Here is a 26,552-nt window from a genome sequence, read left to right as displayed (position 1 = left end):
CAACCGGTTCATGCCCAATCGTGCGGATGCGCAGTCTGTCATATCGCGCCGCCCGAGGTCGAGGACCAAAGCAACCCTGGGCGTGCGCTAGCGGCCGCCGATCTTCTCCAGCACCGGCAGCAGGTGCGTGAGAAACTCGCCCGGATTCTCGCTCATCGGGAAATGGCCGAGGCCCTTCATGATGGTGGCCTCGGCTCCGGCAATGCTGTTCGCCACCGCCAGCGTCTCTTCCGGCGTGCAGGAATAGTCGTACTCGCCCGACAACAGAAACAGCGGGCAACGTCTGGTGTCGATCTCGGCGACGCGGGCGCGGATGTCGCCGTCGACCTTGTAGAAATAGAGGTCGCCCTTGAACACGCCGGGCCCGCTCTGCATGTAGTGCCACAGCGTCTCCCACCGCTCCTTGTCGGGCGCGTCGGGGCCGACGAGGCCCGAGACGATGGCGGCGGCGACCTCGCCGCCATGCACGTCCGGCCGGTGCAGGAAATTCAGGTCGTAATAGGGATCGACATGCGCGCCGGCCTGCAGGCCGATGATGGCGCGGAAACGTTCGGGATGCTCGAGCGCGAGATGCAGCGCGATCCGACCGCCGATCGAGCAGCCGATCACGATCGGCCTGTCGAGGCCGAGCGCGTCCATCACGGCCAGGATCATGGTCGTGTATTGCGCGGAGGTGAGCTGGTACTCTTCGTCGTGCCAGCCCTGCGGCGGCGACGACTTGCCGTGCCAGGGCATGTCGAAGGCGATGACGCGATGGTTGCGCGTCACGCGCGCATCGTTCATCAGGCCGCGATATTGCCGCCCGTCGGCGCCCGCGGTGTGCAGGCAGAGCAGCGGCGTGCCCTCGCCCGCCTCCTCGACATAGACGCGGTGGGCCCGGCCGAACAGCTCCAGATGCATGTAGCGGCCGACGATCGGTTCGAACCTGGCGCTCATGCGGCCACTCCCTCGCGGCGCAGCTTGCCGAGCGCCTCCTTGAAGTAGCGCAGGTTCGCCATGAAGATCTGCAGCTCGCCCTCGGCCTTCAGCACCCGGCGCTTGATCAGCGCCATCAGGTCGTTCGAGCCCGGCGGCGGCCGCTTTTCGCAGAACCGGTCCCACTCCGCCTGCGAGGTGCGCAGCGCGAACGACGACGAGGGCATCACGAACGGACCCTTCGTCACCGCGACGATCCGGCCCTCATGGATCGCGATCAGCCAGGCGGCCGCGCCGATCTCGAGCAGGAATGTCGTGGTGAGGTAGCGGCCGCGCCGTACCAGGCCGGCGTCGCCGTTGACCCGTTCCTTCAGCGTGTCGATCATACCGGCTCCCCCGCTCGCGGCCCGTCCGCGCAGGGCGCAGCGGGCGCTTGTTCTGCCGGCAATGATGGGAGGAATGCAGGTGCCGTCAATCGCCAGCGGCGCCGCGCGGCCCTCGCGTTTTCGCGTGGCCGCCACATACGAATTTTGGCGAGAGCCGGGAGAACTACAGCCAGGACCAGACCAGTGCCACATTGGCGGCGCAGGCCGCGAGCAGCGCAACCGCAAGCGCGAGCTGCACGCGTTCGTAGGGGGGCTGGTGGATCGCTCTCATGGGCCGGAGCATCCGGCGATTCTACCCGGAGAGTCCCGGGGATTCTTTTTCCGGGGGTTTACCACCCGTTAAGGACTCAAGGCTCCTCCGCGAAAGGGCCGAAATGACTCATATTTTCAGATACTTGCCGGAAATGCTCGCTCACGGTTCCGTGATCGGAACGGCGATATTGCCTGAAACCCAAAACGGGGGCTGGCGTTGTCGGTTGTTTGGGGAACGACGAATGCCGTACGCGCTGTTTTATCAGGACGCCAAGCTGAGCAAGGCCTACCCGACCGAGGCGGATGTCTGGACGCTGGCCAGGAAATCCGGCCTGGTGGTGGATGCCATCTCCGAGGAGAAGTCCGCGCCCCGCCCGGTGCTGGATAACGACTACGAAATCCGGCCCTGTCAGCTCGAGCCAAACGAGGATCCGGCCAAGAACAAGGCCGACGCCGATCGCGAAGCGCGGCTGGAGCCGCGGTTGAACTGATCAGACGTTAGGCTGGCCGGCGGCGCGCGGCGGCGGACCGGGAATGCAATGGGTGCGGTCGCCCCGCGCCTATGGCGTTGCCGTCGCCAGCGAGGCCTGTTCGGCGGCGAGCGAAACGCAAATCTTCCGCCGATGCAGACCCCGGATCGCGCCGGTCACCTTGAGCACCTTGCCGGCCGAGCAGGACGCGTCCTGCACGAACACGACCTCGTAGGGCGCGAGCGCCAGGGGTTCGGATTTGAGGATGGTCTGGGCAAGGCACGGCACGGAGACCGCAGAGAGGATCAGCCCTAACGCAAAACTACGCATGTTCGTTTGTCCACCAGCCCGGCGATCGCATAATAGCGCAGCACGATGAAAGTTCCGTGCAATGCAGGAATTATTTTTTGCATTGCACGATCAGGCCTGAACATCAGGTGAATGTGGGTCGTAGCCCGGATGGAGCGGAGCGAAATCCGGGACTTCGTTCGTCGGATCGGCTGCCCCGGATTCCGCCGCGCTCCATCCATCCGAGCTACGGTTCACCGCATCCGTCGTCATTCCGGGGCGAGCGGCTGGCCAACAAAAAAGGCCGACCCGAAGGCCGGCCTTTCGATTGATGCGATGAAGCCGCGATCAGTAGCGGGAGCCGACCGGGCCACCCCAGCCGAAGCGGTAGTTGACCCCGAGCTTGACGGTATGCTCGTCGTTCCGGAAGCTCGTGCCGACGAGGTCGGCCGGGCCGCTGGTGAAGTTGGTCTTGCCGAAATTGTAGTACTGGTATTCGGCCTTCGCCGACCAGTTCGGGGCGAACATGTATTCGAGGCCCGCGCCGACCGTGTAGCCGTCCTTGTGGCCGCCATCGGTAGTGAAGGACGCCGGCACGCCGCCAACCGACGCGGTGATGTTGTTGTTGTCGCGCCAGGCATAACCGCCCTTGGCGTAGAGCAGCGCTGGACCCCAGGTGTAGCCGAGGCGGCCGGTCACCGAACCGATCTGGTCGGTGTTGCCGGTCACCAGCGTTCCGCCCGGGAGCAGCACGCCATTGTTCGAGGAGCTGGGCAGCCAGGAATACTGCGCCTCGGCGCCCATCACCCAGTTCGGGGCGAACTGATAGTCGAAGCCGCCCTGCACGCCACCCATGAAGCGCGCGTCGCTGCCCATCAGGTTGTTGCCGTCGGTGAACGCGCCGCCGACATGGCCGCCGATATAGAAACCGGTCCAGTTGTAGACGACGGCGGGGGCGGTATAGGGCGGCGGTGCCTTGGTATAGGTGCGGGCCGGCATATCAGCCGCAAACGCAGGGCCCGCAAGGGCGGCCAGCGCGACTGTGCCGAGCAAAAACTTCTTCATTTCTGATCCCCGTTACTAACGCTGCGCTGTTAAGCCAAACAACGTGACCTCAATTAGGTTGCTTTGGGGCAATGCCGCACCCGTGATGTTTCCGAGCTGTGACAGGGTCGCAACAACGCCCGTTTGTTCCCTGGCACAGAAGGTTTTTTTCACCGGTTAAGCAGCCGCATCTCGGCTGGATGTAAGTCGCAGACGGCTAAAGTGAAGTTCAACGCTCCCCGAAAAGTGATCGGAGTTCGCTAACGTTTCGATCAGGCTTGCGACAAGCCGCCGCGCAGAACCGCGGTCAGATCGCGCTTCTGCCCCTCGTTCGGGCATGATCTTTTCGGAAAAACCGCTTCACACTTTTCCGGATCATGCCTTAGCGCGGCATCTTTTCCAGTTCCGGAAATGCCGCGTAGGACGCGCCGGCGCAGGGCTCGGCAGGGTTGTCGAGGATGCGGTCGAGCCGGCCGTCGACAAACAGGACACCGCGCTCCCGGGCGGGGCGGTAATTGCCGTCGGTATCCTTCGCGCTGTAGCGCAGGCACACGACGTAGCGCAGCCGGCCGCCGACCGTGCGCTGCACCGGCTCGGCGATAGCAGCCTCGCGGACGCCGACCGGATTGTTCAGGTAGGTCCGCATGAAGGCTACGATCTGGTCGCGGTAACGGTCCGGGAACGGCTGATTGGCGACGCCCCGATCATCGGTGAACGTGGTCGGCCTGCCGCCGTCGTCGCTGGCGAGGCAGCCGGCGAGCGGAAGCGAGAGCAGCAGGATGGCTGCCAGTTGTGATGAAATCCGCAAACGACGCTGTTCCCTGAGTCCCCAGAGGCGTCTCATAAACCGCCGGGCGGCCGAAGGGAATTCGCAACTCGGTTATTCCTCGCCCGGGTTCACAACCGGAGCCGGACGCACTCCGGCCCGTCGCCATTGGGGAAGCAATGGACGGACGGGCCGGTTCTGCATCCAAAAGGCGCAGCGGGGCAATGTGGATCGAAACTACGCCCCTCGGATCAGATTCAACCGCGCTTGGGTCAGCCGCGTTTGGCCGGCGCGACGTGCTTGGTCGCGACCTTCGCGTGGACGTGCTTGGTCGCATGCTTCGGCGACTTCACCTTCAGCATGCCCATGTGCTTGTGGTGGCGGTGATGGCGATAGTGCTTGTGGTGCATCTTGGCGTTGGCGTTGCGCACCTTCGACGGCAGCTGCTCGCTCTTGATCACGGGAGCGGCCTTGGTTGCCGGGGCAGTCGTGGTCGCCGGCGCGGGCGTTGCGGCTTTGCCGGTCTCGGCGGCGAGCGCGGGCGCTGCGATCACGGACATGGCGAGCAGCGCGGCGGAAATCGTCTTCAGCATGATGGTCCTCCTCGTCGGGATCGAGAGGTCTCCGGCCGGATGGTCGGCCTCACCGATCAATGCACGTGACCTTATGGGCCGCGCACTGAACCCGTTCTGAAGGACCCTGACGGACTTCATTCATGTGCATGACATCTCTGTCATGTTCTCCTCTCGGGCGGAAAAGCAGGATCACGCAATCGTGGGATCGGCCGGGAATGTTCTGCACCCCTGGGTGTTCAAGTCATCAGGCTTCGGTGTAGGATTACCGAGCACGATCAGGAACGATCAGGAGCAACCAGGAATGAGCAGGAAGACGAAGTTTTTGGGCCTCGCAGTGCTCTCGATGACGCTCGCCTCCGGGCCGGTCATCTCGGCCTATGCCGCGGGCAGCGACAATCCCTCGCCGCCGGCTTCCGACAGCGGCAGCAGCAAGGGCAAGAAGGCGAAGAAGGACAAGAGCTCCGCGATCGACGATCAGAAGTTCCTGGCCGGCTATCGCGCCGCCTACACCACGATCTACGACAAGAACGACTATACCGCCGCGATCGAGCAGCTGAAGGCGCTCGGCCAGGATGATCGCGCCGACGTCGCCAACCTGATCGGCTACTCCTATCGCAAGCTCGGCGACTACAAGGTCTCGCAGATCTGGTACGAGCGCGCGCTGAAGGCCGACCCGGCCCACGTGCGCACCTGGCAGTATTACGGCCTCTGGCAGGTCGAACAGGGCAACCGCGATCAGGCGCAGTACCACCTGAACCGCATCGCCCAGCTCGCCGGCACCAACAGCGACGAATATCGCTCGCTCGCCGCAGCGCTGGAGAAGCCCCCGGGCACCGGCCTGGTTTACTGAGTTAAGGCAGCCGCTTCCTGCATCGAGCCGGCGTGGTCACGACGACTGCGCCGGCTTTTTGCTGCGTAGGATGGGTAGAGCGCAGCGAAACCCATCCTGCTTCCGCGCGGATCAGAGCTGATAGGTATCGCTTCGCTCCACCCATCCCACGGATCAGCATAATCGTTACGGATGGAGATTACGGATAATGCTCGAGGCGACGATCCGGCTTTTGCGGGCGGCTCGCCCCCACCGTGTTGCCCGCGGCGCCGGCATCCGGCTTGGCCGGACGCGCGGCCTTCTCGACCGGCGGCCCGCTGTTGCCGGTCTTCTTGGCGCTGTTCAGCGCCTCGCCGGTGGTGGTCACGTTGGCGGCCTGCCCGGCCCCCGCCGAGCCGGCCGAAGGGCCGGAGCTTTGCGCCAACACGGTTCCCGATAGCACCAATGCCGCCATCAGTATTGCCGCGTTGATTGTCATGGAGGGGGCCTTCTGCGCTCGAATGATGCACAGCAACGCGCCGCTGCCACGGACGTTCCCACGGAGCCATGATTTAAGGTAAATGCGCGGCAAATTTCCGCCCTGGCGCGGCCTGTCGCAGGAAGCACCGCGCGTTTGCGGCCTCCTCAGCCATGCGCTGCTGACGGGCTGCGTAGCGCCGCCTCGCGATATTCGGCCCATGCCTGCCGCAGGATTTGCACCGACGAGGTGAGGAATATCGCCGCCATCACGGTGGCGACGGCAAGGTCAGGCCAGGCCGAGACCGATCCCCACACGCCGAGAGCGGCCGCCATCACGATGAGGTTTCCGATCGCGTCGTTGCGCGAGCAGAGCCAGACCGAGCGGACATTGGCATCGCCGTCCTTGTACGGCAGCAGAAGCAGAACCGAGCCTAGATTGGCCGCGAGTGCCAACGCGCCGATGGCGCCCATCACCTCGGCTTTCGGCACGCCGAGCACGATTGTCTGGTAGACGGTCGAGCCGAACACCCACAGCGCCATCAAGCTCAGCGACGCGCCCTTCAACAGCGCAGCGGAGGCGCGCACACGCAGGCCGGCGCCGATCACCGCAAGGCTCAGTCCATAGGTGACCGTATCGGCAAGGAAGTCGAGCGCATCGGCCTTGAGCGCCTGCGATCCGGCAAGCTGACCCGCGATCATCTCGGTCAGGAACATCGCGCCATTGATGCCGATCACCGTCCAGAGCACGCGCCTGTAGCGCGGATCGAGACCGTCAAAGACCGGAACGCCGCCCGAGCAGCCGCACGAATCGGCCGCGCGATCGCGGTCCCCTGCCCGCACGCGAGCCTTGACCGGCAGCGTCAACGGCGGTGGTGCGCAGCATTCGGTCGTCTTCTGCTCGCAGCAATCGTTCATCGCTCGTCCTCCAGACGACAGGATAAGGCCGGCCACGCAACGCATTCAAGCCGATCCATCCGGAACAGCTCCGGCGATCATGCGTCGCGGGTTCAAGGGCTGCCGGCTGGGTTTAGCCGACAGCCCAACCTGCTGATGCGGGCCGTCGCCTCACTTCGCCTTCTGGATCGCGGTGACCGTGTAGCCGCCGTCGCCCTCCTGGGCCTCGAACCGGACCTTGTCGCCGACCTTGACCTGCTTGAGCAGCGCAGGATCCTTGACCCGGTAAACCATCGTCATCGGCTCGTCCATGCCAAGGCTCTTGGCCGGGCCGTGCTTGAGCGTGATCTTGCCGGCTCCCTCGTCGATCTTCTTGACCTCGCCATTGATCGCGGCGGCCTGCGCGAGCGCCGCGCCCAGGGTCAGAGCCAGCGCGAACGCGCCGGCGCCAGCAAGTTGGATCATCCTGTTCATCATTGTTGTGCTTTCTTTCGTTGCTGGTTTCATTTCACGATGACGCGGCCGGTCATCCCGTAGTCGCGGTGATCCGGGATCAGGCAGGAATATTCAAACGTTCCGGCCTTGGTGAACTTCCAGACGATCTCCGCACTCTTCTTCGGTGCGAGGCGAACGCCGTTCGGATCGTCATGCTCCATGTGCGGATGCTTCTTCATCACTTCGGCATGCTTCAGATTCTCTTCGGTGGTCGCGAGCAGGAATTCATGATCCTCGGTGCCGGCATTGCGGATCACGAAGCGTATCTGCTCGCCGCGCTTGACCTCGATGCGGAACGGCGTGAACTCCATCTCCTTCATCTCGACCTCGACCGTGCGCGAGGGCTTGCTCGGATCGCCGGGCTCGCCGGCCGAATAGGATTCATGGCCGTGCTTCTCGTGACCGCGCGACGGCACTGCGGTGACCGACAGCGCAATCAGCGCGATGCCGATGCTGGTGAGTTGCTTCACTGGATTCTCCATTCTGTGTTTGATGCTTGTCGTTGGTGAGTGAGCTGGGTCCGCTACATCTTCATTCCCTTCATCGATGGCTTGGCCTTCCGCCCGGGCGCCGCCGGCGGCTGGCGCGCGGGCTCGGTGGCAGGCGCCTCGACCTCATAGGCAACCGTGCCCGGCGGATATTTGTACGGACCGGGGTCGGCGTAATCGTCGCGGCCGAGCCCCTCGCGGATCTTCATCACCGTGAACATGCCGCCCATCTCGATCGGCCCGAATTGTCCGGTGCCGGTCATCATCGGCAGCGTGTTGTCGGGCGCGGGCATCTCCATGTTGCCCATCGCCATGCCGGTCGATCCCATCACCATCGCGTCGGGCGCGAGCTTGCCGACCGCCTTGGCCAGATCCTGGCGCGACACGCCGATGAAGTTTCTGACGTCGTGGCCCATCGCGTTCATGGTGTGGTGCGACTTGTGGCAGTGGAACGCCCAGTCGCCCGGATTGTCGGCGAGCATGTCGAACGCCCTGACCGCGCCGACCGGCACGTCGGTCGTGGTCTCCGGATACTGCGCGCTCTCCGGCACCCAGCCGCCGTCGGTGCAGGTCACCGCGAAATTGTGCCCGTGCACATGGATCGGATGGTTGGTCATGGTCAGGTTGCCGATCCGCACGCGGATCCTGTCGCCGAGACGGATCGGCATCGGATCGATGCCAGGATAGACGCGGCTGTTCCAGGTCCACATGTTGAAGTCGGTCATCTCATTGACCTTCGGCAGATAGGTGCCGGGGTCGATGAGGTAGCTGCTCATGATGAAGACGAAATCGCGATCGACGGGACGGAACGCAGGATCGCGCGGGTGCACGATGAACATGCCCATCATGCCCATCGCCATCTGCACCATCTCGTCGGAATGCGGGTGGTACATGAAGGTCCCGCTGTGCTTCATCTCGAACTCGTAGACGAAGGTCTTGCCCGGCTTGATGTGCGGCTGGTTGAGTCCGCCGACGCCGTCCATGCCTGACGGCACGATCATGCCGTGCCAGTGCACCGTGGTGTGCTCCGGCAGTTTGTTGGTGACGAAGATGCGGACCTTGTCGCCCTCGACCGCCTCGATGGTCGGTCCCGGAGCCTGGCCGTTATAGCCCCAGAGATTGGCCTTCATGCCGTCGGCGAATTCGCGCACCACGGGCTCGGCGACGAGATGGAATTCCTTCCAGTCGCCGTTCATCCGCCACGGCAGCGACCAGCCGTTGAGCGTGACGACCGGCCGGTAGTCCGGCCCGCTGGCGGGATGTAGCGGCGGCTGCATCACCGCCTTGTCCATGGTCGGTGCTTCGGGAATGGCGGCGGCCTGGACGCGGCCGCTGACCGCGCTTGCCGTCACCAGCGCCGCGCTGCCCAGAAATCCTCGTCGTGAAAACATGTGCTGCTCCATTCAATGACCACCACCGGCCGCGGGCTGCGCGGCCGAGGCGATGGAAGACGGTGTCGATGCTGCGCCGGCCGAGCCGCCGCCGTTGATCGCGGTCTGCAGCTCGGATTGCGCCAGAAGGAAGTCGCGCTTGGCGTCGATCGCCGCGCGCAGCGAGGCCAGCCGCTGCCGCGCTTCGGTCAGCAGCGCGAACACGTCGACCTGCATGCTGGAGAAGCGCAGCTGCATCTCCTCGGTGATGATCTGCCGCAACGGCAGCACCTCGCGCTGGTAATGGCGCGCGATGTCGTAGGTCGAGCGGTAGACGCGGTAAGCGTCGCGCGCCTCGGAGCGGACGTTGATCGCCTTCTCGGTCAGGCGGTTCATCGCCTGGCGGTAGATCTCCGCCGCCTGCCGTACTCGCACCTCGCCGCCGTCGAAGATCGGAATCTGGAACTGGACGTCGAAGCCGCGCTCCCTGAACGGCGGGGCTTCGGGATCGTGCGTCCGCTTGTCGATGCCGGCGACGTCGAGCAACGTGACGAAGCGCGTCGCCTCGGTGAGATCGAGCGCCTTGGCGAGCGCGACGATTTCCATCCGTGCGATCTGCAGGTCGACGCGGTGACCGACCGCGGCGATCTCGATCGACGGCTGTTCCAATGGCCGCTTCAACAGCAATGGCAACTTGCCGGGGATCCGGAAGCCAAGATCGCCATCCCACAATCCGAGCAGGCGCGCCAGCCGCTCGCGCGAACTCGCCGCATTCTGCCGCGCGCTGGCGAGGTCGGCGGTGATCTCGGCGTAGAACACCTGCTCGCGGGCCTGGTCGAGCTTGTTCATGCCGCCGGTCTCGCCGAGCTTTTTCGCGAGCTGCGCGGTCGACTCCGCGGTCGCCTTCGCATCCGTCAGCAGCGCGACCATCTCATTTGCCGCGACGGCCGCGACATGGCTGCGCCGCACCTCGGCGGCAAGCCGCAAGGTGGCGAGCGCGGCCTTGAGCTGCGCCTGGCGGAAGCGCTCGCGCGCGATCTCGGAGCGGGCCGGAAGGGTCGCCAGCGCCAGGATGTCGCCGACCACCTGCCGCTCGACCTCGCTGGCGCCGTTGCCGCTGATGCGGGAGACCGAGAAGGTCGGGTTCGGCGGCAGGCTGTCGGCGACGTAATCGGTCTCCGCCAGCGCCAGCTCGTTATAGGCGGCCTGCAGACCCTTGTTGTTCAAGAGCGCAACCTGCACGGCGGCATCCGCCGTCAAATTGTGCGCGAGCAGCCGCTTCACTGCGGCGTCAACGGTCGCGGCCTCATCCACCGACCGCACGAAGGCGACGTCCTTGCCGATCGCCTGCTCGGTCACCTCGGAGACAACGCCCATGCCGGTGTCGGGCGAGAACGACGCGCATCCCGCAAGCGCGGATGACGCAAGCAGCAGGATCGGCACGATGATCCGATGTCGCATGGCGCCCTCCTACTGTTCCGGCTTGGCCGGCGGCGTCACGCCGTCATTGCGCTCGCGCCAGGGCTGCGGCGTCGACGGACGCAGGCTGCTGTAGGGCGCGATCGTCGAGCGGTAGCCGACGGCGGCCGTCCCCGCCGCCGGATTTGCCGGATCGCCTGCGACGGCGACCGGCCGGCCGTCGGCCATGCAGCCGGCGAGCGGTGCAGATGCGAGGATGGCGGCGGCCATCCGCGGCAGGAATATCGATGACGCGCGCCGGCCAAGCCTGGTGGCCACGGCGGCGAGCCTCGCCCCGAGATGCGAATACATGGATCTGTCCCGATCATCCGATGAATAACAGGCGTGCGCACGCAAGCGTGCGGCACCGCCACGATGTCAGCGAACGATCAGGCGATAGGGGGACGATAGAGGCGCGGAGGCGCCTCGCTCCGCAGGCTCTGATAAGCCTCGGAAGGACGCGTGGCGATCGGATGCTGGGGAGCAGCGACGAATGGAAGATCGGCCGGCAGCGCCGATACGCACATCAACGCGCAGCACGGCCCCGGCGAACTCTTGCCGTCGTGGCTATGCTTCACAGGCGGCGCAGCATCATCGGCTGCGTGTTGCATGTGCATGCCGCCATGATCGTGGGCGGCATGATCGTGCGTGACGGCTTCGGCATGCGCCATCGACGCCGCGTGAACATGCGCCGCGGCGGCGGGCTGCACCTCATCGGTCAGGCACGGAAACGGCGCCCCGAATGCAAGCGCGAAGGACGGCGCGAGCACGCAAAACAGATAGGCCAGGATGATGGAACATCCCGCCCGCACCCGCCCTGATCTCGTCAATCGCACCAGCACCCGCTTCGCATCTCCGACCGCCGCAAGCTAACCGCAAATCAGCTCGCTGCAAACCGCCATCAGCTATATACCCCCTTGGGGTATCATTCAATCCGATTTGAAACTACCAACAGGCGTCATGTTTCCATCACATCCTTGCCTGCTGGCGCGCGGCACTGGGAGCAACTTCGCGTGCCGAAACTCTCGTGCCAAGCCTGACCCCTTTCACGACGGCGAAGATCGCGGGAATCACGATCAGCGTCAGCAGCGTCGACGAGATCATGCCGCCGATCATCGGCACCGCGATGCGCTGCATGATCTCCGAGCCGGTGCCGGTGCTCCACATGATCGGCAACAGCCCGGCCATGATGGCGACCACCGTCATCATCTTCGGCCGGACGCGCTCGACCGCGCCCGCGATGATCGCGCGATGGAGATCGTCACGATCGATCGTGCGTCCCTCCTCAGCGCGACGCGCGGTGATCTCGCCCAGCGCCTGGTTGAGATACATCAGCATCACGACGCCGGTCTCGGCGGCGACGCCGGCGAGCGCGATGAAGCCGACCGCGACCGCAACCGACAGGTTGAAGCCGAGCGCCCACATCAGCCAGAAGCCGCCGACCAGCGCGAACGGCAATGACAGCATCACGATCATGGTCTCCGCCACCGAGCGGAAATTGAGATAGAGCAGCAGGAAGATGATCGACAGCGTCACCGGCACCACGATCCTGAGCCGCGCGGCGGCGCGTTCGAGATATTCGTACTGCCCGCTCCAGACCACGTAGGTTCCGGGCGGAAACTGCACGCCGGCCTGCACCGCGCGCTGCGCGTCCGCGACATAGCCGCCGAGATCGCGATCGCGGATGTCGATATAGATGTAGGTGGCGAGTTGCCCGTTCTCGGTCCGGATCGTGGTCGGCCCGCGCGCCGGCGCGATGTCGGCGACCTCGCCGAGCGGCACCGCGCCGCCCGCCGGCATCGGCACCAGGATGTCGCTGGCGATCGCGCCCGGATTGTCGCGCAAATCGCGCGGATAGCGCATGTTGACGGTGAAGCGCTGGCGTCCCTCGACCGTCGTGGTCACGCTCTGGCCGCCGAGCGCGGTCGCGATGGTGTCCTGCACGTCCTGCACCGCGATCCCATAGCGCGACAAGGCCTCACGCTTCGGCGTGATCTCGAGATAATAGCCGCCGAGGCTGCGCTCGGCATAGGCCGACGAGGTGCCGGGCACGCCCCTCACCACCTGCTCGACCTGGCGGGCGAGCTTGTCGATCACGGCGAGATCTGGCCCGATCACCTTGACGCCGACCGGCGTCCGGATCCCGGTCGAGAGCATGTCGATGCGCGCCTTGATCGGCATGGTCCAGGCGTTGGATACGCCGGGGAATTGCAGCGCCTTGTCCATCTCGGCGATCAGGCGGTCGAGCGTGAGGCCGGCGCGCCATTGCGGTTTCGGCTTCAAATTGATGATGGTCTCGAACATCTCCGACGGCGCCGGATCGGTCGCGGTCGCGGCGCGGCCGGCCTTGCCGTAGACCGAGGCGACTTCCGGAAAGCTACGGATGATGCGGTCCTGCATCTGCAACAGCTCGGCCGCCTTGGTCACCGAAATCCCCGGCAGCGTGGTCGGCATATAGAGCAGCGTGCCCTCGTTGAGGTCGGGCATGAACTCGGTGCCGAGCTGCCGGGCCGGCCAGATCGAGACGGCGACGGCGCCGAGCGCCAGCAGGATCACCAGCGTCTTCGCCCGCAACACGCCGTTGATGACCGGACGGTAGATCCAGATCAGGAAACGATTGATCGGATTTCTGTGCTCGGGGACGATCTTGCCGCGGACGAAGATCACCATCAGCGCCGGCACCAGCGTCACCGACAACAGCGCCGCGGCCGCCATTGCGAACGTCTTGGTGAAGGCGAGCGGCGAGAACAGCCGTCCCTCCTGCGATTCCAGCGTAAAGATCGGCATGAAGGACACGGTGATGATCAGCAGGCTGAAGAACAGCGCCGGCCCCACCTCCGCCGCGGCCTCGATCAGGATCGCGACCCGCGACCGCCCGGGCTCGGCGCGCTCCAGGTGCTTGTGCGCGTTCTCGATCATCACGATCGCCGCATCGATCATGGCGCCGATCGCGATCGCGATGCCGCCGAGGCTCATGATGTTGGAGCCGATGCCGAGCAGCTTCATCGCGCCGAATGCCATCAAGACGCCGACCGGCAGCATCAGGATCGCGACCAGCGCGCTGCGGACATGCAGCAGGAACACGATGCAGACCAGCGCGACCACCGCGCTCTCCTCCAGCAACGTCCGCTTCAGCGTGTCGATCGCCGCATAGATCAGATTGGACCGGTCGTAGACCGGCACGATCTCGACCGACTTCGGCAGGCTGGTCGCGATCTCCCTGAAACGCTTCTTGACGTTCTCGATCACGTCGAGCGCGTTGACGCCGAAGCGTTGCAGCACGATGCCGCTCGCGACCTCGCCCTCGCCGTTCAGTTCAGCGATGCCGCGCCGCTCGTCGGGGCCGAGCTCGACGCGGGCGACGTCGCGCAGCAGCACCGGCGTGCCGCTGTCGGTTTTCAGCACGATATTGCCGAGATCGTTGATGTCCTTCAGATAGCCCTTGCCGCGGATGACATATTCGAACTCGGAGAGCTCGACGGTGCGGCCGCCGACATCGGCGTTGCTGGCGCGGATCGCATCGCGCATCCGCTGCATGGTGATGCCGCGGTCGCGCATCCGCTGCGGATCGAGAATCACATTGTACTGCTTGACGAAGCCGCCGACGCTTGCGACCTCGGCCACGCCTTCCGCCCGCGCAAGCGCGAACTTCAGGTTCCAGTCCTGGATCGTGCGGGTGTCGGCAAGGTTCAGCTCTTTCGACATCACGGCATACTGGTAGACCCAGCCGACCCCGGTCGCATCGGGCCCGATGGTCGGTGAGACGCCGGCCGGCAGCCGCGACGCCGCACCGTTGAGGAATTCGAGCACCCGCGAGCGCGCCCAGTAGATATCCGTGCCGTCCTCGAAGATGACATAAACAAAGGACACGCCGAAGAACGAGAAGCCGCGCACGACCTTCGACTTCGGCACCGTCAGCATCGCCGTGGTCAGGGGATAGGTGACCTGGTCCTCGATCACCTGCGGCGCCTGGCCGGGATATTCGGTGTAGACGATGACCTGGGTGTCGGAGAGATCGGGGATCGCATCGAGCGGCAGATGCAGCAGCGCGTAGAGGCCCGCGGCTGCCGCGAAGGCGGTGCCGAACAGCACCAGCAGCAGGTTACGCGCCGACCAGGCGATGACACGGGCAATCATCGCCGCTCCCCCGTCTTGTCGCCCTCGCCCGCCTGGGCAGCACCGGCCTCGGCAAAGCCCTTGATCGCCGCCTTCAGGTTGCTTTCGGCATCGATCAGAAACGTCGCTGATGTCACGACCGCATCGCCCTCGGCGATGCCGTCGCGGATTTCGACATAGCCCTCGCCGCGCCGCCCGAGCTTGACCTCGCGCGGCTCGAATCGCCCGTTGCCGCGGTCGATCAGCACGCTCTGGCGGCTGCCAGTGTCGAGGATGGAATTATCGGCTACCGCAAGTACCGGCGCCGCGCCGCCGGTGTCGATCTCGGCGTCGACATACATGTCCGGCAGCAGTGCGAAGTCGGCATTCTGCAATTCGATCCGCACCCGCGCGGTGCGCGTCTCCTTGTTGACCTGCGGATAGATCACGCTGATCCGGCCGACGAAACTGCGGCCAGGATAGCTGCGCGCCCGCACGTTCACGTTCTGCCCGACCACGATATTGCCGAGATCGCGCTCGGCAACGTCGACCAATGCCCACACGACAGAGACGTCGGCAATCCGAAACAGCACGTCGCCTTGCTGCGCGCGCATGCCCTCGATGGCGGCGCGCTGCAGCACGATGCCGTCGCGCGGCGACAGCCACTGGATCGCGATCGGAACCGTCCGGCTCTTCTCCATCTCGACGATAACCGGTTCGGGAACGTCGAGATTGGTCAGCCGCTGCTTGGAGCCGCGCCCGTAGGGCTCGATGTTCGCCGTCGCCTTCGACGTGATGGTCGCGACATATTCGGCCGCAGCGGACGATATTGCCGGGCTGTAGATCTCCATCAACGGCTGGCCCTTCGTCACGCGGCTGCCGGTCGTGACGTCGGCGACTTTCTGCACATAGCTCTCGGCGCGCATTGCAATCACCGACACCCGCCGTTCGTCGAGCTGGATCGTGCCGGGTGCGCGGACCAGCGTGCGGATGCGGCGCATCTGCGCGGGCTCGGACTTGACGCCGCTGCGCTGGATCCTGCCGGGCGACAGCGTGATCGAACCGTCGTCGCTGTCATCGCCGTCATAGACGGCGATGTAATCCATTCCCATGGAATCCTTCTTCGGTACCGGCGAGGTGTCGGGAAGTCCCATGGGATTGCGATAATATTTTACCTTGCGCTCGCCTTTCGCGGCGGGCGCGCTCACGTCTGCCGATTGCCCGGGCCCGCCGGCACCGCCCTCGTCATCGGCAAACACCGGCAGATAGTCGCGCCCGTCAGGCGTCTTCTTCGGTGTCGCCGAATAGAGCGACTTGCCGTCGGGATCGCGGTAGTAGATCGGCGCAGCAGTCTCCGCCGCCCGCGCGACGGCGACGATCGCAGCGATCGCCGGCCGCGGCGGCAGGTCGCGGCCGATCCATGCGGCGCCGGCCGCTGCCGCGATCGCAGCGGCAGCGCCGGCCCATGTTAAGGCGCCCATTGCTCGGCGGCTCATTGCTCGGCCGTGACGACGAGCTTGTTCTCGACCGCGCCGGTCTCGCCCTGCACCTTGGCGCCGAGCGACAATTGCCAGCGCCCGGCCATGCCGAAGGTCGCCTTGAACCGGTAGGTGCCGGGCTCGGTGCCCGGCATCGGCGTCACCTTGGTAGCCATCTCCTGCATGCCATCGGGCGCCATGTCGAGCCGGGTCGAGAAGATAACCGCATCGGGCACGGCTTTCCCGCTCGTCTTGTCGACCAGCCGCACCGTGACGATGCGATCGACACCCGCCTTGACCGTCGGCTGCACCAGCTGGAATTCGTAGTTCTTGATCTCGGCGTGGGCAGACATGCCCGTCACGGCAACGCCGATCAGCGCGGCGGCAGTGGCGCGCGCCAGGTGGAATGACTTCATGGTGATGATCCTCGATACGTCTGATGAACCGCGTGAGCGGCATGCAAAGGCACGCGCGCCATTGGCGCACGCGTCAGCGATCAGGCGCTTGCGCGCCCGTCAGACGGTGGTTCGAGGCGGATGGTCGGGAGGTTTGGCGCCAAGGCCGTCGAGCAGACGGTCGTCATGGGCGGCGATCCGGCTGCGCAGCGGATCGCGCTCGACCAGCGACATGGCGCCGGCGGGCACCGGCAGCGAAACGCTCAACATGCAGAGCGCGAGGAACGGACAGTCGTCGCAGCCCTTGCTCTTGCCCTGGTCCAGACAGCACGGCATGTCGTCGGCCATCGCCTGCTCGGACATCGCCTGTCCAGACATGGCGTGATCGTCCGGCATCGCCTGCATCGCAGCGGCCGAGGCATCCGGCATCATCCGGGCAAATGCCGGCGCCACGGGCGCGAGCAACAGCCCGGCCGCGACGAGCAGCAGAATCCAGAGATTGGCGAGCCGCCTCAGATGCATGCCCGCTTCTCGCACGGATCAGTGCACGGCGCAAATCCGTCCGGCTTCACGATCGCGCCAGCACCCGGGGAGCTCTCACTCGCCTCCTAGGTCTGCTTCAAGGTCGCCGGATCGACCGGCATCTTGCGCAGCCGCTTGCCGGTCGCCGCGAAGATCGCGTTGCTGATCGCCGGCACGATGCCCGAGGTTCCGGTCTCGCCCATGCCGCCGGGCGGCTCGGCGCTCGGGACGATATGGACCTCGATCGCCGGCGCCTGATCGATGCGCAGCATCTGGTAGCTGTCGAAATTGGTCTGCTCGACGCGGCCGTCCTTGAGCGTGATCTCGCCGTAGAGCGCCGCGGTGACGCCGAAATTGATGCCGCTCTGTAGCTGCGCCTGCACCGTGTCGGGATTGACCACGGTGCCGCAATCCATCGCACAGACGACGCGGTGGACACGGACCGAACCGTCCTTGGCGACCTCGACCTCGGCGACCTGCGCGAGGTAGCTGCCGAACACGAATTGCAGCGACACGCCGCGTCCGCGCCCGGCCGGCAGCTTGCCGCCCCAGCCGGACTTGGCCGCCGCGAGCTCGAGCGCCGCCTTGGCGCGCGGCGACTTGCCGAGCAGCGCGCGGCGGTAGTCGATCGGATCCTGCTTCGCCGCCGCAGCCAGCTCGTCGATCACGCTTTCGGTGACGAACACGTTGTGCGAGGGCCCGACGCTGCGCCAGAACGCGGTCGGAATGCCCGGCGGTTCGACCCGGACATATTCGACGTGGAAGTTGGGGATGTCGTAGACGAGATCGATCGCGCCTTCGGTCGTGTCGGGGTCGAGCCCGTTGCGGAACGCCGGCGGCGCCCATCGCGCCAGCACCGACGAGCCGGCGAAGCGGTTGTTCCAGGCGACCGGCTTGCCGGATGCATCGAGGCCGACCGCAATCCGGTCGCACCAGTAGGGCCGGTACATGTCGTGCTGGATGTCCTCCTCGCGGGTCCACACCACCTTGACCGGCGTATCGACCTGCTTGGCGATCTGCACGGCGCGAATGACACCATCGACCTCGAGCCTGCGGCCGAAGCCGCCGCCGAGCAGATGATTGTGCACCACCACCTTCTCCGGTGGCATGTTCAGCACCTTCGCGGCCACCGCCTGCGCACGCGAGAGCGCCTGGCTGCCGACCCAGATCTCGCAACCGTCGGAACGCACATGCACGGTGCAGTTCATCGGCTCCATCGTCGCATGGGCGAGGAACGGCAGTTGATAGGTCGCCTCGACTTTCGTCGCTGCGCCCGCCATCGCCTTATCGGCGTCGCCGATATTTTGCGCGACCGCGCCCGGCTTGGTGGCGGCGGCTTCGAGCTCGCGCGCGATATCCGATGTGGCGAGCTTGGCGTGAGGGCCCTCGTCCCACTCGATCGTGAGCGCTGCGAGACCCTTCTTCGCCGCCCCCATGTGGTCGGCCACCACCGCAACTGCGTCGTCGAGCGTGACGATCTGGCGCACGCCCTTGACGGCCTTTGCCGCCGCATCATCGACGCGCTTCACCCGCCCGCCGAACACCGGCGACTGCGCCAGCGTCGCGACCTTCACCCCGGGCGGCCGTGCGTCGATGCCGTAGACCGCCGTGCCGTTGATCTTGGAGGGTGTATCGAGCCGCTTGGCCGGCGTGCCGATCAGCTTGAACTCGGACGGGCTCTTCAGCGTGACATTCTCCGGCACCGGCATCTGCGCCGCGTCAGTCGCGAGTTCACCGTAACCCAGCTTGCGTCCGGAGGCCGCGTGATGCACCTCGCCGTTCTCGGCGCGGCATGTCCCCGGCTCGACGTTCCAGCGTTTCGCCGCGGCCGCGACCAGCATCGCCTTCGCGGTGGCGCCGGCTTTGCGCATCGGCTGCCAGGCGCCGCGCATTGCGTTCGAATTGCCGGTGGCCTGCACGCCGAGCAGCGGGTTGGCGTAGAGCTTGTCACTCGGCGGCGCGTGTTCGAGCCGGACCTGCGTCAGGCCGATCTCGAGCTCCTCGGCGATCAGCATCGGGATCGAGGTGTAGGTGCCCTGCCCCATCTCGACATAGGGCATGGTGAGCACCACCTTGCCGTCGCCGCCGATCCGGACGAAGGCGTTCGGCGCGAAGCCGTCGGAGGCAGCCGCCTCGCTCTCGCGGCTGGCGAACGGCAGGCTCACGCTGAGCAGCAGACCGCCGCCCGCGATCGCGCCGGCGCGAAGGAAGTTGCGCCGCGACAGGTCGGCAGCGCGCTCGGACAGATTGTCGATCAGCGTCATGGCTCAACCTCCCGACTGCGCGGCTTGCTTGATGGCTTCGCGAATGCGCACATAGGTGCCGCAGCGGCAGATATTGCCCGACATCGCTTCATCGATATCGGCATCGGTCGGCTTTGGCTTGCCCGCGAGCAGCGCGGAGGCCGACATGATCTGCCCGGACTGGCAGTAGCCGCATTGCGGCACCTCATGCGCGAGCCAGGCGTCCTGAATCTTCTTGCCCGCCGGCGTCATGCCGACCGCCTCGATGGTCGTGATCTTGGAGTCGCCGATGCTGTCGATGGTCGTGATGCAGGAGCGCACCGCCGTGTCGTCGAGATGCACCGTGCAGGCGCCGCACAGCGCCATGCCGCAGCCGAACTTGGTGCCGGTCATGCCGAGCACGTCGCGCAGCACCCAGAGCAGCGGCGTGTCGCCATCGGCATCGACCGAATGACTGGTCCCATTGATCGTGATCTGGAAGGGCATCGTGACACTCCTGTCTGGTTCAGGCTCCGGCGGGATTGCGTCCCTCCGGGCGAAATCGGCAGCATTTCGAAGCAATCGGACGCATCATCGCGCCGATTGCTCACTTATGGTAATAAATACAGTTCCAGCGCCCCATAAGTGGCACCTTGATGCGCAGTGAAATAACCATTGGTTTATAATCATGGATCGACTGACAAGCATGTCCGTGTTCGCCCGCGTCGCCGATCTCGGCTCCTTCACCGCGGCGGCCAAGGAGTTGCGGATGTCGCCGACCATGATCGGCAAGCATATCCGCTTTCTCGAGGACCGGCTCGGCTCGCAATTGATCAATCGGTCGACCCGGCGGCAGGGCCTCACCGAGCTCGGTCGCAGCTATCTCGATCACTGCAAGCAATTGCTTGAACAGGCCGAGGCCGGCGATGCGCTGGTCGAGGAGGCGCTCAGCGCGCCGCGCGGCAAGCTCCGCGTGGCGACCTCGGTCGCCTTCGGGTCGTACAGCCTGGCGCCCGCGCTTGTCCGCTTCATGAAGAAATACCCGGAAGTCTCGGTCGACCTCATCCTCAGCGACAGGATGGTCGATCTGCTCGAGGAAGGGCTGGATGCGGCGATCCGGGTCGGCACGCTGACCGACTCCACCATGATGTCGCGCTCGCTGTCGCCCTATACCGGCGTGGTTTGCGCAGCGCCAAGCTATCTCGCCGAACGCGGAACGCCGACCCATCCGGCGGATCTCGCCCGCCATGAATGCCTGCGTTACCCCGGCTGGTCGGACGGGCAGCGATGGACCTTCTTGGGGCCGGAGGGCGAAGTGCATGTCGATGTCGCGAGCCGCCTCTTCATCAACAGCGCGTTCGGCATCCGTTACGCGGCGCTGGCGGGCGCCGGCATCGTGCTGATGCGCGACGAGCTGCTGGCCTACGATATCACCGCGGGACGGCTGCAGGTCCTGCTGCCGAACTACGCGACGCAGACCCGCGCGCGCCAGATCCTGTGGCCGAAGCATCGCAAGATGACGCCGAAGCTGCGCGCGCTGATCGACTTCATCGTGGAGACCTACGGCTGAGACAGATCGCCGCAACGACGACATGATCGCTCTGACGCTCCTGAGATCCGCTCGGAACTCTTGCCACCATTGCGCAACTGCCGCCGGGCGGCACCTTGGAACCGACGTTTCGCCACTGGCCAAGGTTGTGACATCGCGACGGAGCGCGTAGGATGAGAACGTGCAATGAGGCCGTCGCGCCGATCCCGGGCGGCTCCCGTTCGAGTGAGGCGCGACATGCTGCCTGCCGAGGTTTGGACGCGCCTTCCCATTTCGAGAATTGAAGATCTGAGCGACGCCGTTCGCGGCGCGGGCCTTGACGCGACCCAGATGTCGAGCGGTCATCTCTCGGGCAGTCTCGTCTTTTCGAGCTCGGACGGCATCGAGTGCAGCAGCGGATTGATCAATGGGCGGGTTTCCCTGTTCGGCCCGCTATCCCGGGACAACATCACCATCGGCGCCATTCTGAAGCTCGAGACCGGCGCGCGGCATTGGCTGAACGAAGTACAGCCCGGCACTGTGGGCGTCTTCTTTCCCAACGACGATCATGACGCGCTCTATGCGCCCGGTTCGATGTATGCGGCTCTCACCTTGTCGGCGGAGAAGCTGGAACAGGAGGCCGCCGAGGAGGATCTGGTCCTTGACCGGACTGCGCTCGGGGAAACCGGTCTCCACGCACGGCCGCTTTCACCCGGCCTGATGAACCGATTGCGCCATCTGTTCCAGCGCATTCATGCTGGGACCGTCACCGCGGACAATCCGGTTTCCGATCAGCTTCTTTCCGCACTCATTGCGCATTTGGCCCGTCCGCCGCATCAGCGGAAAGTCGGCAGGCAGCTGAACCAGCACGGCAGGATCGTCGAGCGAGCGCGGGCCTTCATTCAGGAAAATCTTTGCGAGCCACTGTCGGTCGATCAGATCGCCGCGTCCGCCTACGCCTCGCGTCGCACGCTCTTTCGCGCATTTGAGGAAATTTTGGGAGAAACGCCGCGCAGCTATGTGCGGAAGCTGCGGCTTCACCGCATCAGGCACGATCTCGCGAGCGACGCCGAAAGGGCCTGCACGATCGCCCTCATCGCCAATCAATGGGGGATCAGCGATCTCGGTCGGATGTCCGGTTGGTATCGCGAGTTGTTCGGCGAACGACCGAGCGAGACGGTTTCCGCTGCCTCGCGCCTTTCGTAGCAGATTGGCACGAACCACGTAGAACGCCTTGCCTCGGCTTCCTATGCTACCCCTTGATCGATCCAAGGGGTGAGTTTTGCCGGCTGTCGTCGAAACGTGGCACCGCTTTGATATTTGCCGGATCGATGATCTCGGCAACGCGATCTTCGGCGCCGAACTGGAAGCGATCCAGATGCCAGGGCACCGCGTTCGGGGCAGCCTAGCCTTCGCCGCACGCGACGGCATTGCATTCAGCAGCGGTCTGATCGACGGCAACGTCCTCGTGCGAGGCGTGTTCTCCGCCGATGCGATCACGCTCGGCGTGATCCTTCGCATCGGCTCCGGATCGCGGCTCTGGCTCAACGATGTGTCAAAGGGAAGCGCCGGCGTTCTGCTCCCCGGCGAGGAATGCGACCTCTTGTGTCGCGGCAATGCGTTGTACGTCGCCGCGACGCTTTCCGCTGCGCGATTGAAGCAGCAGTTCGCCAATCATGGGCTTGCCCTGGACCGCAACCTCCTGGACCGAAGCGGCCTTCACCCGGCACCGCTGGAAGCAAGCGCCGTGCGTTGGCTGAGTGGTCAGGTCGCAGCCATCCACAACGCCAAATCAACTGCCGAAATCGACAGGCCCGGCATCGGCAGCAAGCTCATCGAGGCAATCGTGAGCCACTACGCGCGAACCCCGCTGGGAAGAGACGAAACGTCGCACCCGGGCAGCCACGCGCAAATTGTCCGCGCTGCCTGCAAATACATCGCACGCCATCTCGACACCCCGATCTCGATCGAGGCGCTGTCGCAGGCGGCCTCGACGTCACGCCGCACACTCTTCCGTGCATTCTCGGAGCTGTTGGATGACACGCCGCGAGACTATGTGCGCCGGTTGCGGCTGCATCGGATCAGACGAGACTTGGTCACACACACTGAGGCAACCGTTTCGAGTGCGGCACAAAGCTGGGGCGTGGGCCGCGATATGGGCCGCCTGGCGCGCGACTATCGAACGCTGTTTGGCGAGAGTCCAAGCGCGACCCTCGCGCTCGGCCGTGCGCTGCAGCATGACACACCGTTGTAATGAGATTGGCACGATTTACGTAGACGCGCCCTCAGCGGCCTGATGTTCTCAAGACATATCCTGATTGCTCGCACACGTTCGCGATCGAGAGCATCACCATAAGGGAAAGCGGCAGACGAGACCGGCCGGCACGCGTGCCCGGACGCCGTCCCTTGCTGAATGAATTTAATCAATTCGTACCGCCAGGCGAAGGACGTAGAGAATCTTAGCGAACGCAACGGACGCGGGTGTCCAGTCAACCAAAATGAGGAAGCCGATGACAACGAGAACCTCAATCCTGACTTCAGCGCTCCTGCTCTCTTCGATGTGCGTCGCAGTTCCCGCCGTGGCGCAGGATCAACCGGCGTCACCGCCTCTCGTCAAGCAGCTCAACAACGGAAACTGGCTGCCGCAGAAGGAAGCGGAGGATCTGCGCGACGAGCTGTTCTATCAGCGTGCGGTCCACGCCTACATGACCATGCTGCCCGCGCTCAATACGATCGGGATGAAGGACGGCTCGGAGGCGACCTTCGGCAAGGGCTACAACGTCCTGCCGATCTGGAAGGACCGGATGGATGCGCGCACCTGGATTCCGACGCCCAATGCCGACGTGATCTATTCGATGAGCTATCTCGACCTGAAAGAGACCGGCCCGCTGGTTGTTGCGGCGCCCGCCAACGTCATCGGCATGTTCACCGATTTCTTCCAGCGCACGATCACCGATGTCGGACTGATCGGCCCGGACCGCGCGCGGGGAGGACTCTATCTGCTGCTGCCGCCGGATTACAGCGGCGAGATCCCGGAAGGCTACTTCGCGTTCAAATCGAAGACCTACAACGTCCTGCTGTTCTTCCGCACCGTCATGAAGAAGGGCGAGAACGCGCCGGATCCGAAGGAGGCCGTCGCGGGCGCCGAGCAGACGCGCGTCTACCCGCTGTGGACGCCGGAGAAGGACGTCAAGCCGATGCAATTTCCGAACGCCAGCGGCAAGCGCATCAACATGATGTACCCGGTCGACAATACGTTCTGGACCAAGCTCAAGGCGTTCATCGACTATGAGCCGGCCTCGGCGATCGATCCCGAGCTGCGCGGCGTGCTGGCCTCGATCGGAATGATCAAGGGGCAGCCGTTCAATCCGGACCAGAAGCAGCAGACGCTGCTGCAAAAGGCAGTCGAGACCGCGCCCAAGATGATCCTCGCGATGCGGCAGCTCGGCCGGCCGGATCAGCGCGATCGATACTACAAGGACCGCCAGTACCTGAACACGTGGGCCGCCGGCACCGCAGAATGGCTCCAGGACGGCTATCTCGACGTCAACCAGCGTGCGAGCTACTTCCAGATCGCCTTCTCGACGGCGTCCGCGATGGTCATGCGGACGATCGGCGCCGGGTCGAAATATCCGTTCGCGTTGAAGGACGCGAATGGTGACTTCCTCACGGGCGGGAATACCTACAAACTGCACTTGCCGCCGCATCCGCCGGCCGCGCTGTTCTGGGCCGTCACGGCCTACAACATCACCGACGGCACGATGGTCGAGACGCCGCAATTGCTGCCGTCGATCAACAGCCTCGGCAAGGTCGCGACCAACGGCGATGGCTCGATTGATATCTGGTTCGGACCCAGCAAGCCCGCGGAGGCCGCCGATAGCAACTTCGTCCAGACCGTCAATGGACGGAATTTCCTGGCGGCCGTGCGCCTCTACGGCACCGGCGTCGAGTTCTTCGACCAGACCTGGAAGCCGGATGACCTCGTGAAGGTGAAGTGAAGCGGCGCGAGGTCACGGCGCTTCGTGTGTCGTGATCTCGCAACCAGGGGCTTGAGCAGCAATCTGAACCGGAGTCCGCTATGACAATTTCGACCAACGATTTCTCTGCCACCCGTCGTGACGCCCTGAAGACCGGCATCGGCGCGGCGTCGCTCGCTGCCGGGTTCACCAGAGCGGCCGTTCCGGTGACGGTATCCGCCGCTGCGGTCGCGGTGACGGCTGACAGCGCCAAGGCTCAACAGGCCTGTGCCGCGACCTCGAGCGTGACCGAGCCGGCCACTGGCATCGTGATGCAGCCTGACTATGCGAGGACAATCGCGCAGATGGCCTATGTCTGGGGCTGGCCGATGGTCAACATGATCAACCGCAGGGCCGCGATCACGCAGGCTCCGCAACCCGGACATCTCAACGGCGTGCTGCCCGCCGCACCGCGTGGCCAGATCGGCATGCTCGCCGACTACATCGAGCCGTCCGAGACCTTCGTGACCTGTCCCAATCAGGACGTCGTCTACGGACTCGGGTTCTTCTCGCTCGACGAGGAGCCGGTGGTCATCCAGGTGCCGGATTTCGGCGACCGCTTCTGGGTCTATGCGCTCTACGACGCCCGCACCGACCAGTTCGGCGAGCTCGGCAAGCCGTACAAGTCAAAGCCCGGATTCTATCTGCTGGCCGGCCCCAACTGGAAAGGCCTCAAGCCGTCGGGGATCACCGAGGTCGTCCGCTGCTCGACCTCGCTCGCGAACGCCATTCCGCGCATCTTCCAGGACGACACGCCCGAGGACAAGAAGGCGATCCAGTCCGTCATCAACCAGGTCGTCGCCTATCCGCTGAAGGACTTCACCGGGAAGATGAAGACGATCGAATGGAGCAAGGCACCGGACATCAAGGGGCCGGCATCGAGCGGAGAAGAAACGAAATGGGTGATACCGGAGAAATTCTTCGATCAGTTCGGTGAGGTCCTCGACATCGTCGACCCGCTGCCGGGCGAGGAAGCCATGTATGGCCAGTTCCGGCTGTTGACGGACGCGGCAGCAAGGGATCCCGAGCTGAAGAAGGTGCTCGTCGCGACCGCGGTCGATACCGACGAGAAGGTCGTCAAGCAGTTCTTTCAGTGGAAACACAACGGCCGCCCGGCCGGCAACGGCTGGAATCGCTCGACCAACAATGCGCAGTTCGGTCTCGACTACTTCAACAGGACCGGCACGGCAAAGTCGAACATGTTCGACAACCGGCCGAACGAGACCCAGTATTTCTACACGGATTACGATGGCGCGGGCGCCGAGCTTAGTGGCGGCAACAGCTATGACATCACGTTCGCAGCCGGACAGGAGCCGCCCGTCAACGGCTTCTGGTCGTTGACGCTGTACAACGACAAGCACCTCTTCAATCCGAACGACCTCAAGCGCTACTCGCTCGGCACCAAGAACAAGAACCTCAAACGCAACGCGGACGGCTCGCTGACGCTCCACGCCGGCGCGAAATCGCCGGGCGGCGACAAGGAGGCGAACTGGCTGCCGGCGCCGAACGGCCACTTCTCGCTCTACATCCGCGCCTACTGGGGCAAGGAGGGCATCCTCGACGGAGCGTGGACGCCGCCGGTGATCAAGAAGGTCGCATAAGGACGG

At 64.9% G+C, this 26,552-nt stretch carries 27 protein-coding genes; 7 read left to right on the top strand and 20 right to left on the bottom strand.

Translation table 11 applies throughout. The features are described from left to right. Nucleotides 1-87: 87 nt before the first annotated feature. Entirely contained in the window at nt 88-936 is an 849-nt protein-coding gene (locus QA635_RS18085; protein WP_283070760.1) for an alpha/beta fold hydrolase, read from the bottom strand. Continuing rightward, nucleotides 933-1,301, bottom strand: a complete 369-nt coding sequence (locus QA635_RS18080; protein ID WP_063790153.1) for a hypothetical protein — start codon at nt 1,299-1,301, stop codon at nt 933-935. The genes QA635_RS18085 and QA635_RS18080 overlap by 4 nt, the downstream gene beginning before the upstream one ends. Nucleotides 1,302-1,795: 494 nt before the next feature. On the opposite strand from QA635_RS18080, the gene QA635_RS18075 reads away from it, so the two are divergent. Further along, nucleotides 1,796-2,044: a hypothetical protein gene (locus QA635_RS18075; protein WP_016843366.1), complete on the top strand. Its 249-nt coding sequence runs from the start codon at nt 1,796-1,798 to the stop codon at nt 2,042-2,044. Nucleotides 2,045-2,113: 69 nt separating this feature from the next. Here QA635_RS18075 and QA635_RS18070 read toward each other — a convergent pair whose 3' ends face one another. The 4 genes from QA635_RS18070 to QA635_RS18055 form a co-directional block, all read right to left on the bottom strand. Next, nucleotides 2,114-2,353 (bottom strand): DUF6719 family protein, encoded by a 240-nt coding sequence (locus QA635_RS18070; protein ID WP_026192929.1) that lies wholly within the window; start codon nt 2,351-2,353, stop codon nt 2,114-2,116. A 306-nt stretch (nt 2,354-2,659) separates the two neighbouring features. Continuing rightward, entirely contained in the window at nt 2,660-3,376 is a 717-nt protein-coding gene (locus QA635_RS18065) for an outer membrane protein (RefSeq protein ID WP_057019633.1), read from the bottom strand. 361 nt (nt 3,377-3,737) lie between these two features. Beyond that, nucleotides 3,738-4,163 carry a hypothetical protein gene (locus QA635_RS18060; RefSeq protein ID WP_283070756.1) on the bottom strand — a complete coding sequence of 142 codons (426 nt, stop codon included), beginning with the start codon at nt 4,161-4,163 and terminating at the stop codon, nt 3,738-3,740. Nucleotides 4,164-4,393: 230 nt separating this feature from the next. Then, entirely contained in the window at nt 4,394-4,714 is a 321-nt protein-coding gene (locus QA635_RS18055) for a His-rich protein BRANT (RefSeq protein WP_225160213.1), read from the bottom strand. A gap of 283 nt (nt 4,715-4,997) precedes the next feature. Here QA635_RS18055 and QA635_RS18050 point away from each other — a divergent pair, with 283 nt between their 5' ends. Next, nucleotides 4,998-5,546, top strand: a complete 549-nt coding sequence (locus QA635_RS18050) for a tetratricopeptide repeat protein (protein WP_225160214.1) — start codon at nt 4,998-5,000, stop codon at nt 5,544-5,546. 178 nt (nt 5,547-5,724) lie between these two features. On the opposite strand, the gene QA635_RS18045 is transcribed toward QA635_RS18050, so the two are convergent. The 14 genes from QA635_RS18045 to QA635_RS17980 all read right to left on the bottom strand — a co-directional run bounded on the left by QA635_RS18045 (nt 5,725) and on the right by QA635_RS17980 (nt 19,908). Then, nucleotides 5,725-6,003, bottom strand: coding sequence for a hypothetical protein (locus QA635_RS18045; RefSeq protein ID WP_057019637.1), 279 nt, complete (start codon nt 6,001-6,003; stop codon nt 5,725-5,727). Nucleotides 6,004-6,149: 146 nt separating this feature from the next. Further along, nucleotides 6,150-6,899 (bottom strand): cation efflux transmembrane domain-containing protein, encoded by a 750-nt coding sequence (locus QA635_RS18040; RefSeq protein WP_283070754.1) that lies wholly within the window; start codon nt 6,897-6,899, stop codon nt 6,150-6,152. A gap of 150 nt (nt 6,900-7,049) precedes the next feature. After that, nucleotides 7,050-7,352 carry a copper-binding protein gene (locus QA635_RS18035; protein ID WP_057019685.1) on the bottom strand — a complete coding sequence of 101 codons (303 nt, stop codon included), beginning with the start codon at nt 7,350-7,352 and terminating at the stop codon, nt 7,050-7,052. A gap of 29 nt (nt 7,353-7,381) precedes the next feature. Further along, a complete protein-coding gene (locus QA635_RS18030; protein WP_253639544.1) occupies nt 7,382-7,855 on the bottom strand; it encodes a cupredoxin domain-containing protein in 474 nt (157 codons plus the stop codon). A 41-nt stretch (nt 7,856-7,896) separates the two neighbouring features. Then, on the bottom strand, nt 7,897-9,252 hold the full coding sequence (locus tag QA635_RS18025) for a multicopper oxidase family protein (protein ID WP_283070750.1): 1,356 nt from the start codon (nt 9,250-9,252) through the stop codon (nt 7,897-7,899). A 12-nt stretch (nt 9,253-9,264) separates the two neighbouring features. Then, a complete protein-coding gene (locus QA635_RS18020; protein ID WP_283070749.1) occupies nt 9,265-10,692 on the bottom strand; it encodes a TolC family protein in 1,428 nt (475 codons plus the stop codon). Nucleotides 10,693-10,701: 9 nt separating this feature from the next. After that, a complete protein-coding gene (locus tag QA635_RS18015) occupies nt 10,702-11,001 on the bottom strand; it encodes a hypothetical protein (RefSeq protein WP_283070747.1) in 300 nt (99 codons plus the stop codon). A 77-nt stretch (nt 11,002-11,078) separates the two neighbouring features. Further along, nucleotides 11,079-11,531, bottom strand: a complete 453-nt coding sequence (locus tag QA635_RS18010) for a hypothetical protein (RefSeq protein WP_283070745.1) — start codon at nt 11,529-11,531, stop codon at nt 11,079-11,081. A 127-nt stretch (nt 11,532-11,658) separates the two neighbouring features. After that, entirely contained in the window at nt 11,659-14,826 is a 3,168-nt protein-coding gene (locus QA635_RS18005; protein WP_283070743.1) for an efflux RND transporter permease subunit, read from the bottom strand. Continuing rightward, nucleotides 14,823-16,265, bottom strand: a complete 1,443-nt coding sequence (locus QA635_RS18000) for an efflux RND transporter periplasmic adaptor subunit (protein ID WP_283070742.1) — start codon at nt 16,263-16,265, stop codon at nt 14,823-14,825. The genes QA635_RS18005 and QA635_RS18000 overlap by 4 nt, the downstream gene beginning before the upstream one ends. A gap of 11 nt (nt 16,266-16,276) precedes the next feature. Beyond that, entirely contained in the window at nt 16,277-16,678 is a 402-nt protein-coding gene (locus tag QA635_RS17995; RefSeq protein WP_283070741.1) for a FixH family protein, read from the bottom strand. A 99-nt stretch (nt 16,679-16,777) separates the two neighbouring features. Continuing rightward, nucleotides 16,778-17,179, bottom strand: coding sequence for a hypothetical protein (locus QA635_RS17990; RefSeq protein WP_283070740.1), 402 nt, complete (start codon nt 17,177-17,179; stop codon nt 16,778-16,780). Nucleotides 17,180-17,265: 86 nt separating this feature from the next. Next, nucleotides 17,266-19,443: a xanthine dehydrogenase family protein molybdopterin-binding subunit gene (locus QA635_RS17985; RefSeq protein WP_283070739.1), complete on the bottom strand. Its 2,178-nt coding sequence runs from the start codon at nt 19,441-19,443 to the stop codon at nt 17,266-17,268. A gap of 3 nt (nt 19,444-19,446) precedes the next feature. Further along, a complete protein-coding gene (locus tag QA635_RS17980; RefSeq protein ID WP_283070738.1) occupies nt 19,447-19,908 on the bottom strand; it encodes a (2Fe-2S)-binding protein in 462 nt (153 codons plus the stop codon). A gap of 181 nt (nt 19,909-20,089) precedes the next feature. On the opposite strand from QA635_RS17980, the gene QA635_RS17975 reads away from it, so the two are divergent. The 5 genes from QA635_RS17975 to QA635_RS17955 all read left to right on the top strand — a co-directional run bounded on the left by QA635_RS17975 (nt 20,090) and on the right by QA635_RS17955 (nt 26,546). Beyond that, nucleotides 20,090-20,971: a LysR substrate-binding domain-containing protein gene (locus QA635_RS17975; RefSeq protein WP_283070736.1), complete on the top strand. Its 882-nt coding sequence runs from the start codon at nt 20,090-20,092 to the stop codon at nt 20,969-20,971. A gap of 216 nt (nt 20,972-21,187) precedes the next feature. Then, a complete protein-coding gene (locus tag QA635_RS17970) occupies nt 21,188-22,135 on the top strand; it encodes a helix-turn-helix transcriptional regulator (protein WP_283070734.1) in 948 nt (315 codons plus the stop codon). Nucleotides 22,136-22,211: 76 nt separating this feature from the next. Beyond that, the gene (locus tag QA635_RS17965) at nt 22,212-23,183 is read left to right on the top strand and encodes a helix-turn-helix domain-containing protein (protein ID WP_283070732.1); all 972 of its coding nucleotides are present in this window, start codon (nt 22,212-22,214) and stop codon (nt 23,181-23,183) included. Nucleotides 23,184-23,439: 256 nt separating this feature from the next. Continuing rightward, on the top strand, nt 23,440-24,927 hold the full coding sequence (locus QA635_RS17960) for a DUF1254 domain-containing protein (protein ID WP_283070730.1): 1,488 nt from the start codon (nt 23,440-23,442) through the stop codon (nt 24,925-24,927). A gap of 80 nt (nt 24,928-25,007) precedes the next feature. Further along, nucleotides 25,008-26,546, top strand: a complete 1,539-nt coding sequence (locus QA635_RS17955; protein ID WP_283070728.1) for a DUF1254 domain-containing protein — start codon at nt 25,008-25,010, stop codon at nt 26,544-26,546. The last annotated feature ends 6 nt before the right edge of the window (nt 26,547-26,552 follow it).

The sequence above is a fragment of the Bradyrhizobium brasilense genome (genome assembly GCF_029714345.1).
Classification (GTDB): Bacteria; Pseudomonadota; Alphaproteobacteria; order Rhizobiales; family Xanthobacteraceae; genus Bradyrhizobium; species Bradyrhizobium australafricanum.
This window is presented reverse-complemented; position numbering and strand designations above follow the sequence as displayed.

What these genes read in the sequence shown, in the direction of transcription:
- QA635_RS18085 (WP_283070760.1), bottom strand. Translation starts at nt 936, where the DNA reads ATGAGCGCCAGGTTCGAACCGATCGTCGGCCGCTACATGCATCTGGAG.
- QA635_RS18080 (WP_063790153.1), bottom strand. Translation starts at nt 1,301, where the DNA reads ATGATCGACACGCTGAAGGAACGGGTCAACGGCGACGCCGGCCTGGTA.
- QA635_RS18075 (WP_016843366.1), top strand. Translation starts at nt 1,796, where the DNA reads ATGCCGTACGCGCTGTTTTATCAGGACGCCAAGCTGAGCAAGGCCTAC.
- QA635_RS18070 (WP_026192929.1), bottom strand. Translation starts at nt 2,353, where the DNA reads ATGCGTAGTTTTGCGTTAGGGCTGATCCTCTCTGCGGTCTCCGTGCCG.
- QA635_RS18065 (WP_057019633.1), bottom strand. Translation starts at nt 3,376, where the DNA reads ATGAAGAAGTTTTTGCTCGGCACAGTCGCGCTGGCCGCCCTTGCGGGC.
- QA635_RS18055 (WP_225160213.1), bottom strand. Translation starts at nt 4,714, where the DNA reads ATGCTGAAGACGATTTCCGCCGCGCTGCTCGCCATGTCCGTGATCGCA.
- QA635_RS18050 (WP_225160214.1), top strand. Translation starts at nt 4,998, where the DNA reads ATGAGCAGGAAGACGAAGTTTTTGGGCCTCGCAGTGCTCTCGATGACG.
- QA635_RS18045 (WP_057019637.1), bottom strand. Translation starts at nt 6,003, where the DNA reads ATGACAATCAACGCGGCAATACTGATGGCGGCATTGGTGCTATCGGGA.
- QA635_RS18040 (WP_283070754.1), bottom strand. Translation starts at nt 6,899, where the DNA reads ATGAACGATTGCTGCGAGCAGAAGACGACCGAATGCTGCGCACCACCG.
- QA635_RS18035 (WP_057019685.1), bottom strand. Translation starts at nt 7,352, where the DNA reads ATGAACAGGATGATCCAACTTGCTGGCGCCGGCGCGTTCGCGCTGGCT.
- QA635_RS18030 (WP_253639544.1), bottom strand. Translation starts at nt 7,855, where the DNA reads ATGGAGAATCCAGTGAAGCAACTCACCAGCATCGGCATCGCGCTGATT.
- QA635_RS18025 (WP_283070750.1), bottom strand. Translation starts at nt 9,252, where the DNA reads ATGTTTTCACGACGAGGATTTCTGGGCAGCGCGGCGCTGGTGACGGCA.
- QA635_RS18020 (WP_283070749.1), bottom strand. Translation starts at nt 10,692, where the DNA reads ATGCGACATCGGATCATCGTGCCGATCCTGCTGCTTGCGTCATCCGCG.
- QA635_RS18015 (WP_283070747.1), bottom strand. Translation starts at nt 11,001, where the DNA reads ATGTATTCGCATCTCGGGGCGAGGCTCGCCGCCGTGGCCACCAGGCTT.
- QA635_RS18005 (WP_283070743.1), bottom strand. Translation starts at nt 14,826, where the DNA reads ATGATTGCCCGTGTCATCGCCTGGTCGGCGCGTAACCTGCTGCTGGTG.
- QA635_RS18000 (WP_283070742.1), bottom strand. Translation starts at nt 16,265, where the DNA reads ATGGGCGCCTTAACATGGGCCGGCGCTGCCGCTGCGATCGCGGCAGCG.
- QA635_RS17995 (WP_283070741.1), bottom strand. Translation starts at nt 16,678, where the DNA reads ATGAAGTCATTCCACCTGGCGCGCGCCACTGCCGCCGCGCTGATCGGC.
- QA635_RS17990 (WP_283070740.1), bottom strand. Translation starts at nt 17,179, where the DNA reads ATGCATCTGAGGCGGCTCGCCAATCTCTGGATTCTGCTGCTCGTCGCG.
- QA635_RS17985 (WP_283070739.1), bottom strand. Translation starts at nt 19,443, where the DNA reads ATGACGCTGATCGACAATCTGTCCGAGCGCGCTGCCGACCTGTCGCGG.
- QA635_RS17980 (WP_283070738.1), bottom strand. Translation starts at nt 19,908, where the DNA reads ATGCCCTTCCAGATCACGATCAATGGGACCAGTCATTCGGTCGATGCC.
- QA635_RS17975 (WP_283070736.1), top strand. Translation starts at nt 20,090, where the DNA reads ATGGATCGACTGACAAGCATGTCCGTGTTCGCCCGCGTCGCCGATCTC.
- QA635_RS17970 (WP_283070734.1), top strand. Translation starts at nt 21,188, where the DNA reads ATGCTGCCTGCCGAGGTTTGGACGCGCCTTCCCATTTCGAGAATTGAA.
- QA635_RS17960 (WP_283070730.1), top strand. Translation starts at nt 23,440, where the DNA reads ATGACAACGAGAACCTCAATCCTGACTTCAGCGCTCCTGCTCTCTTCG.
- QA635_RS17955 (WP_283070728.1), top strand. Translation starts at nt 25,008, where the DNA reads ATGACAATTTCGACCAACGATTTCTCTGCCACCCGTCGTGACGCCCTG.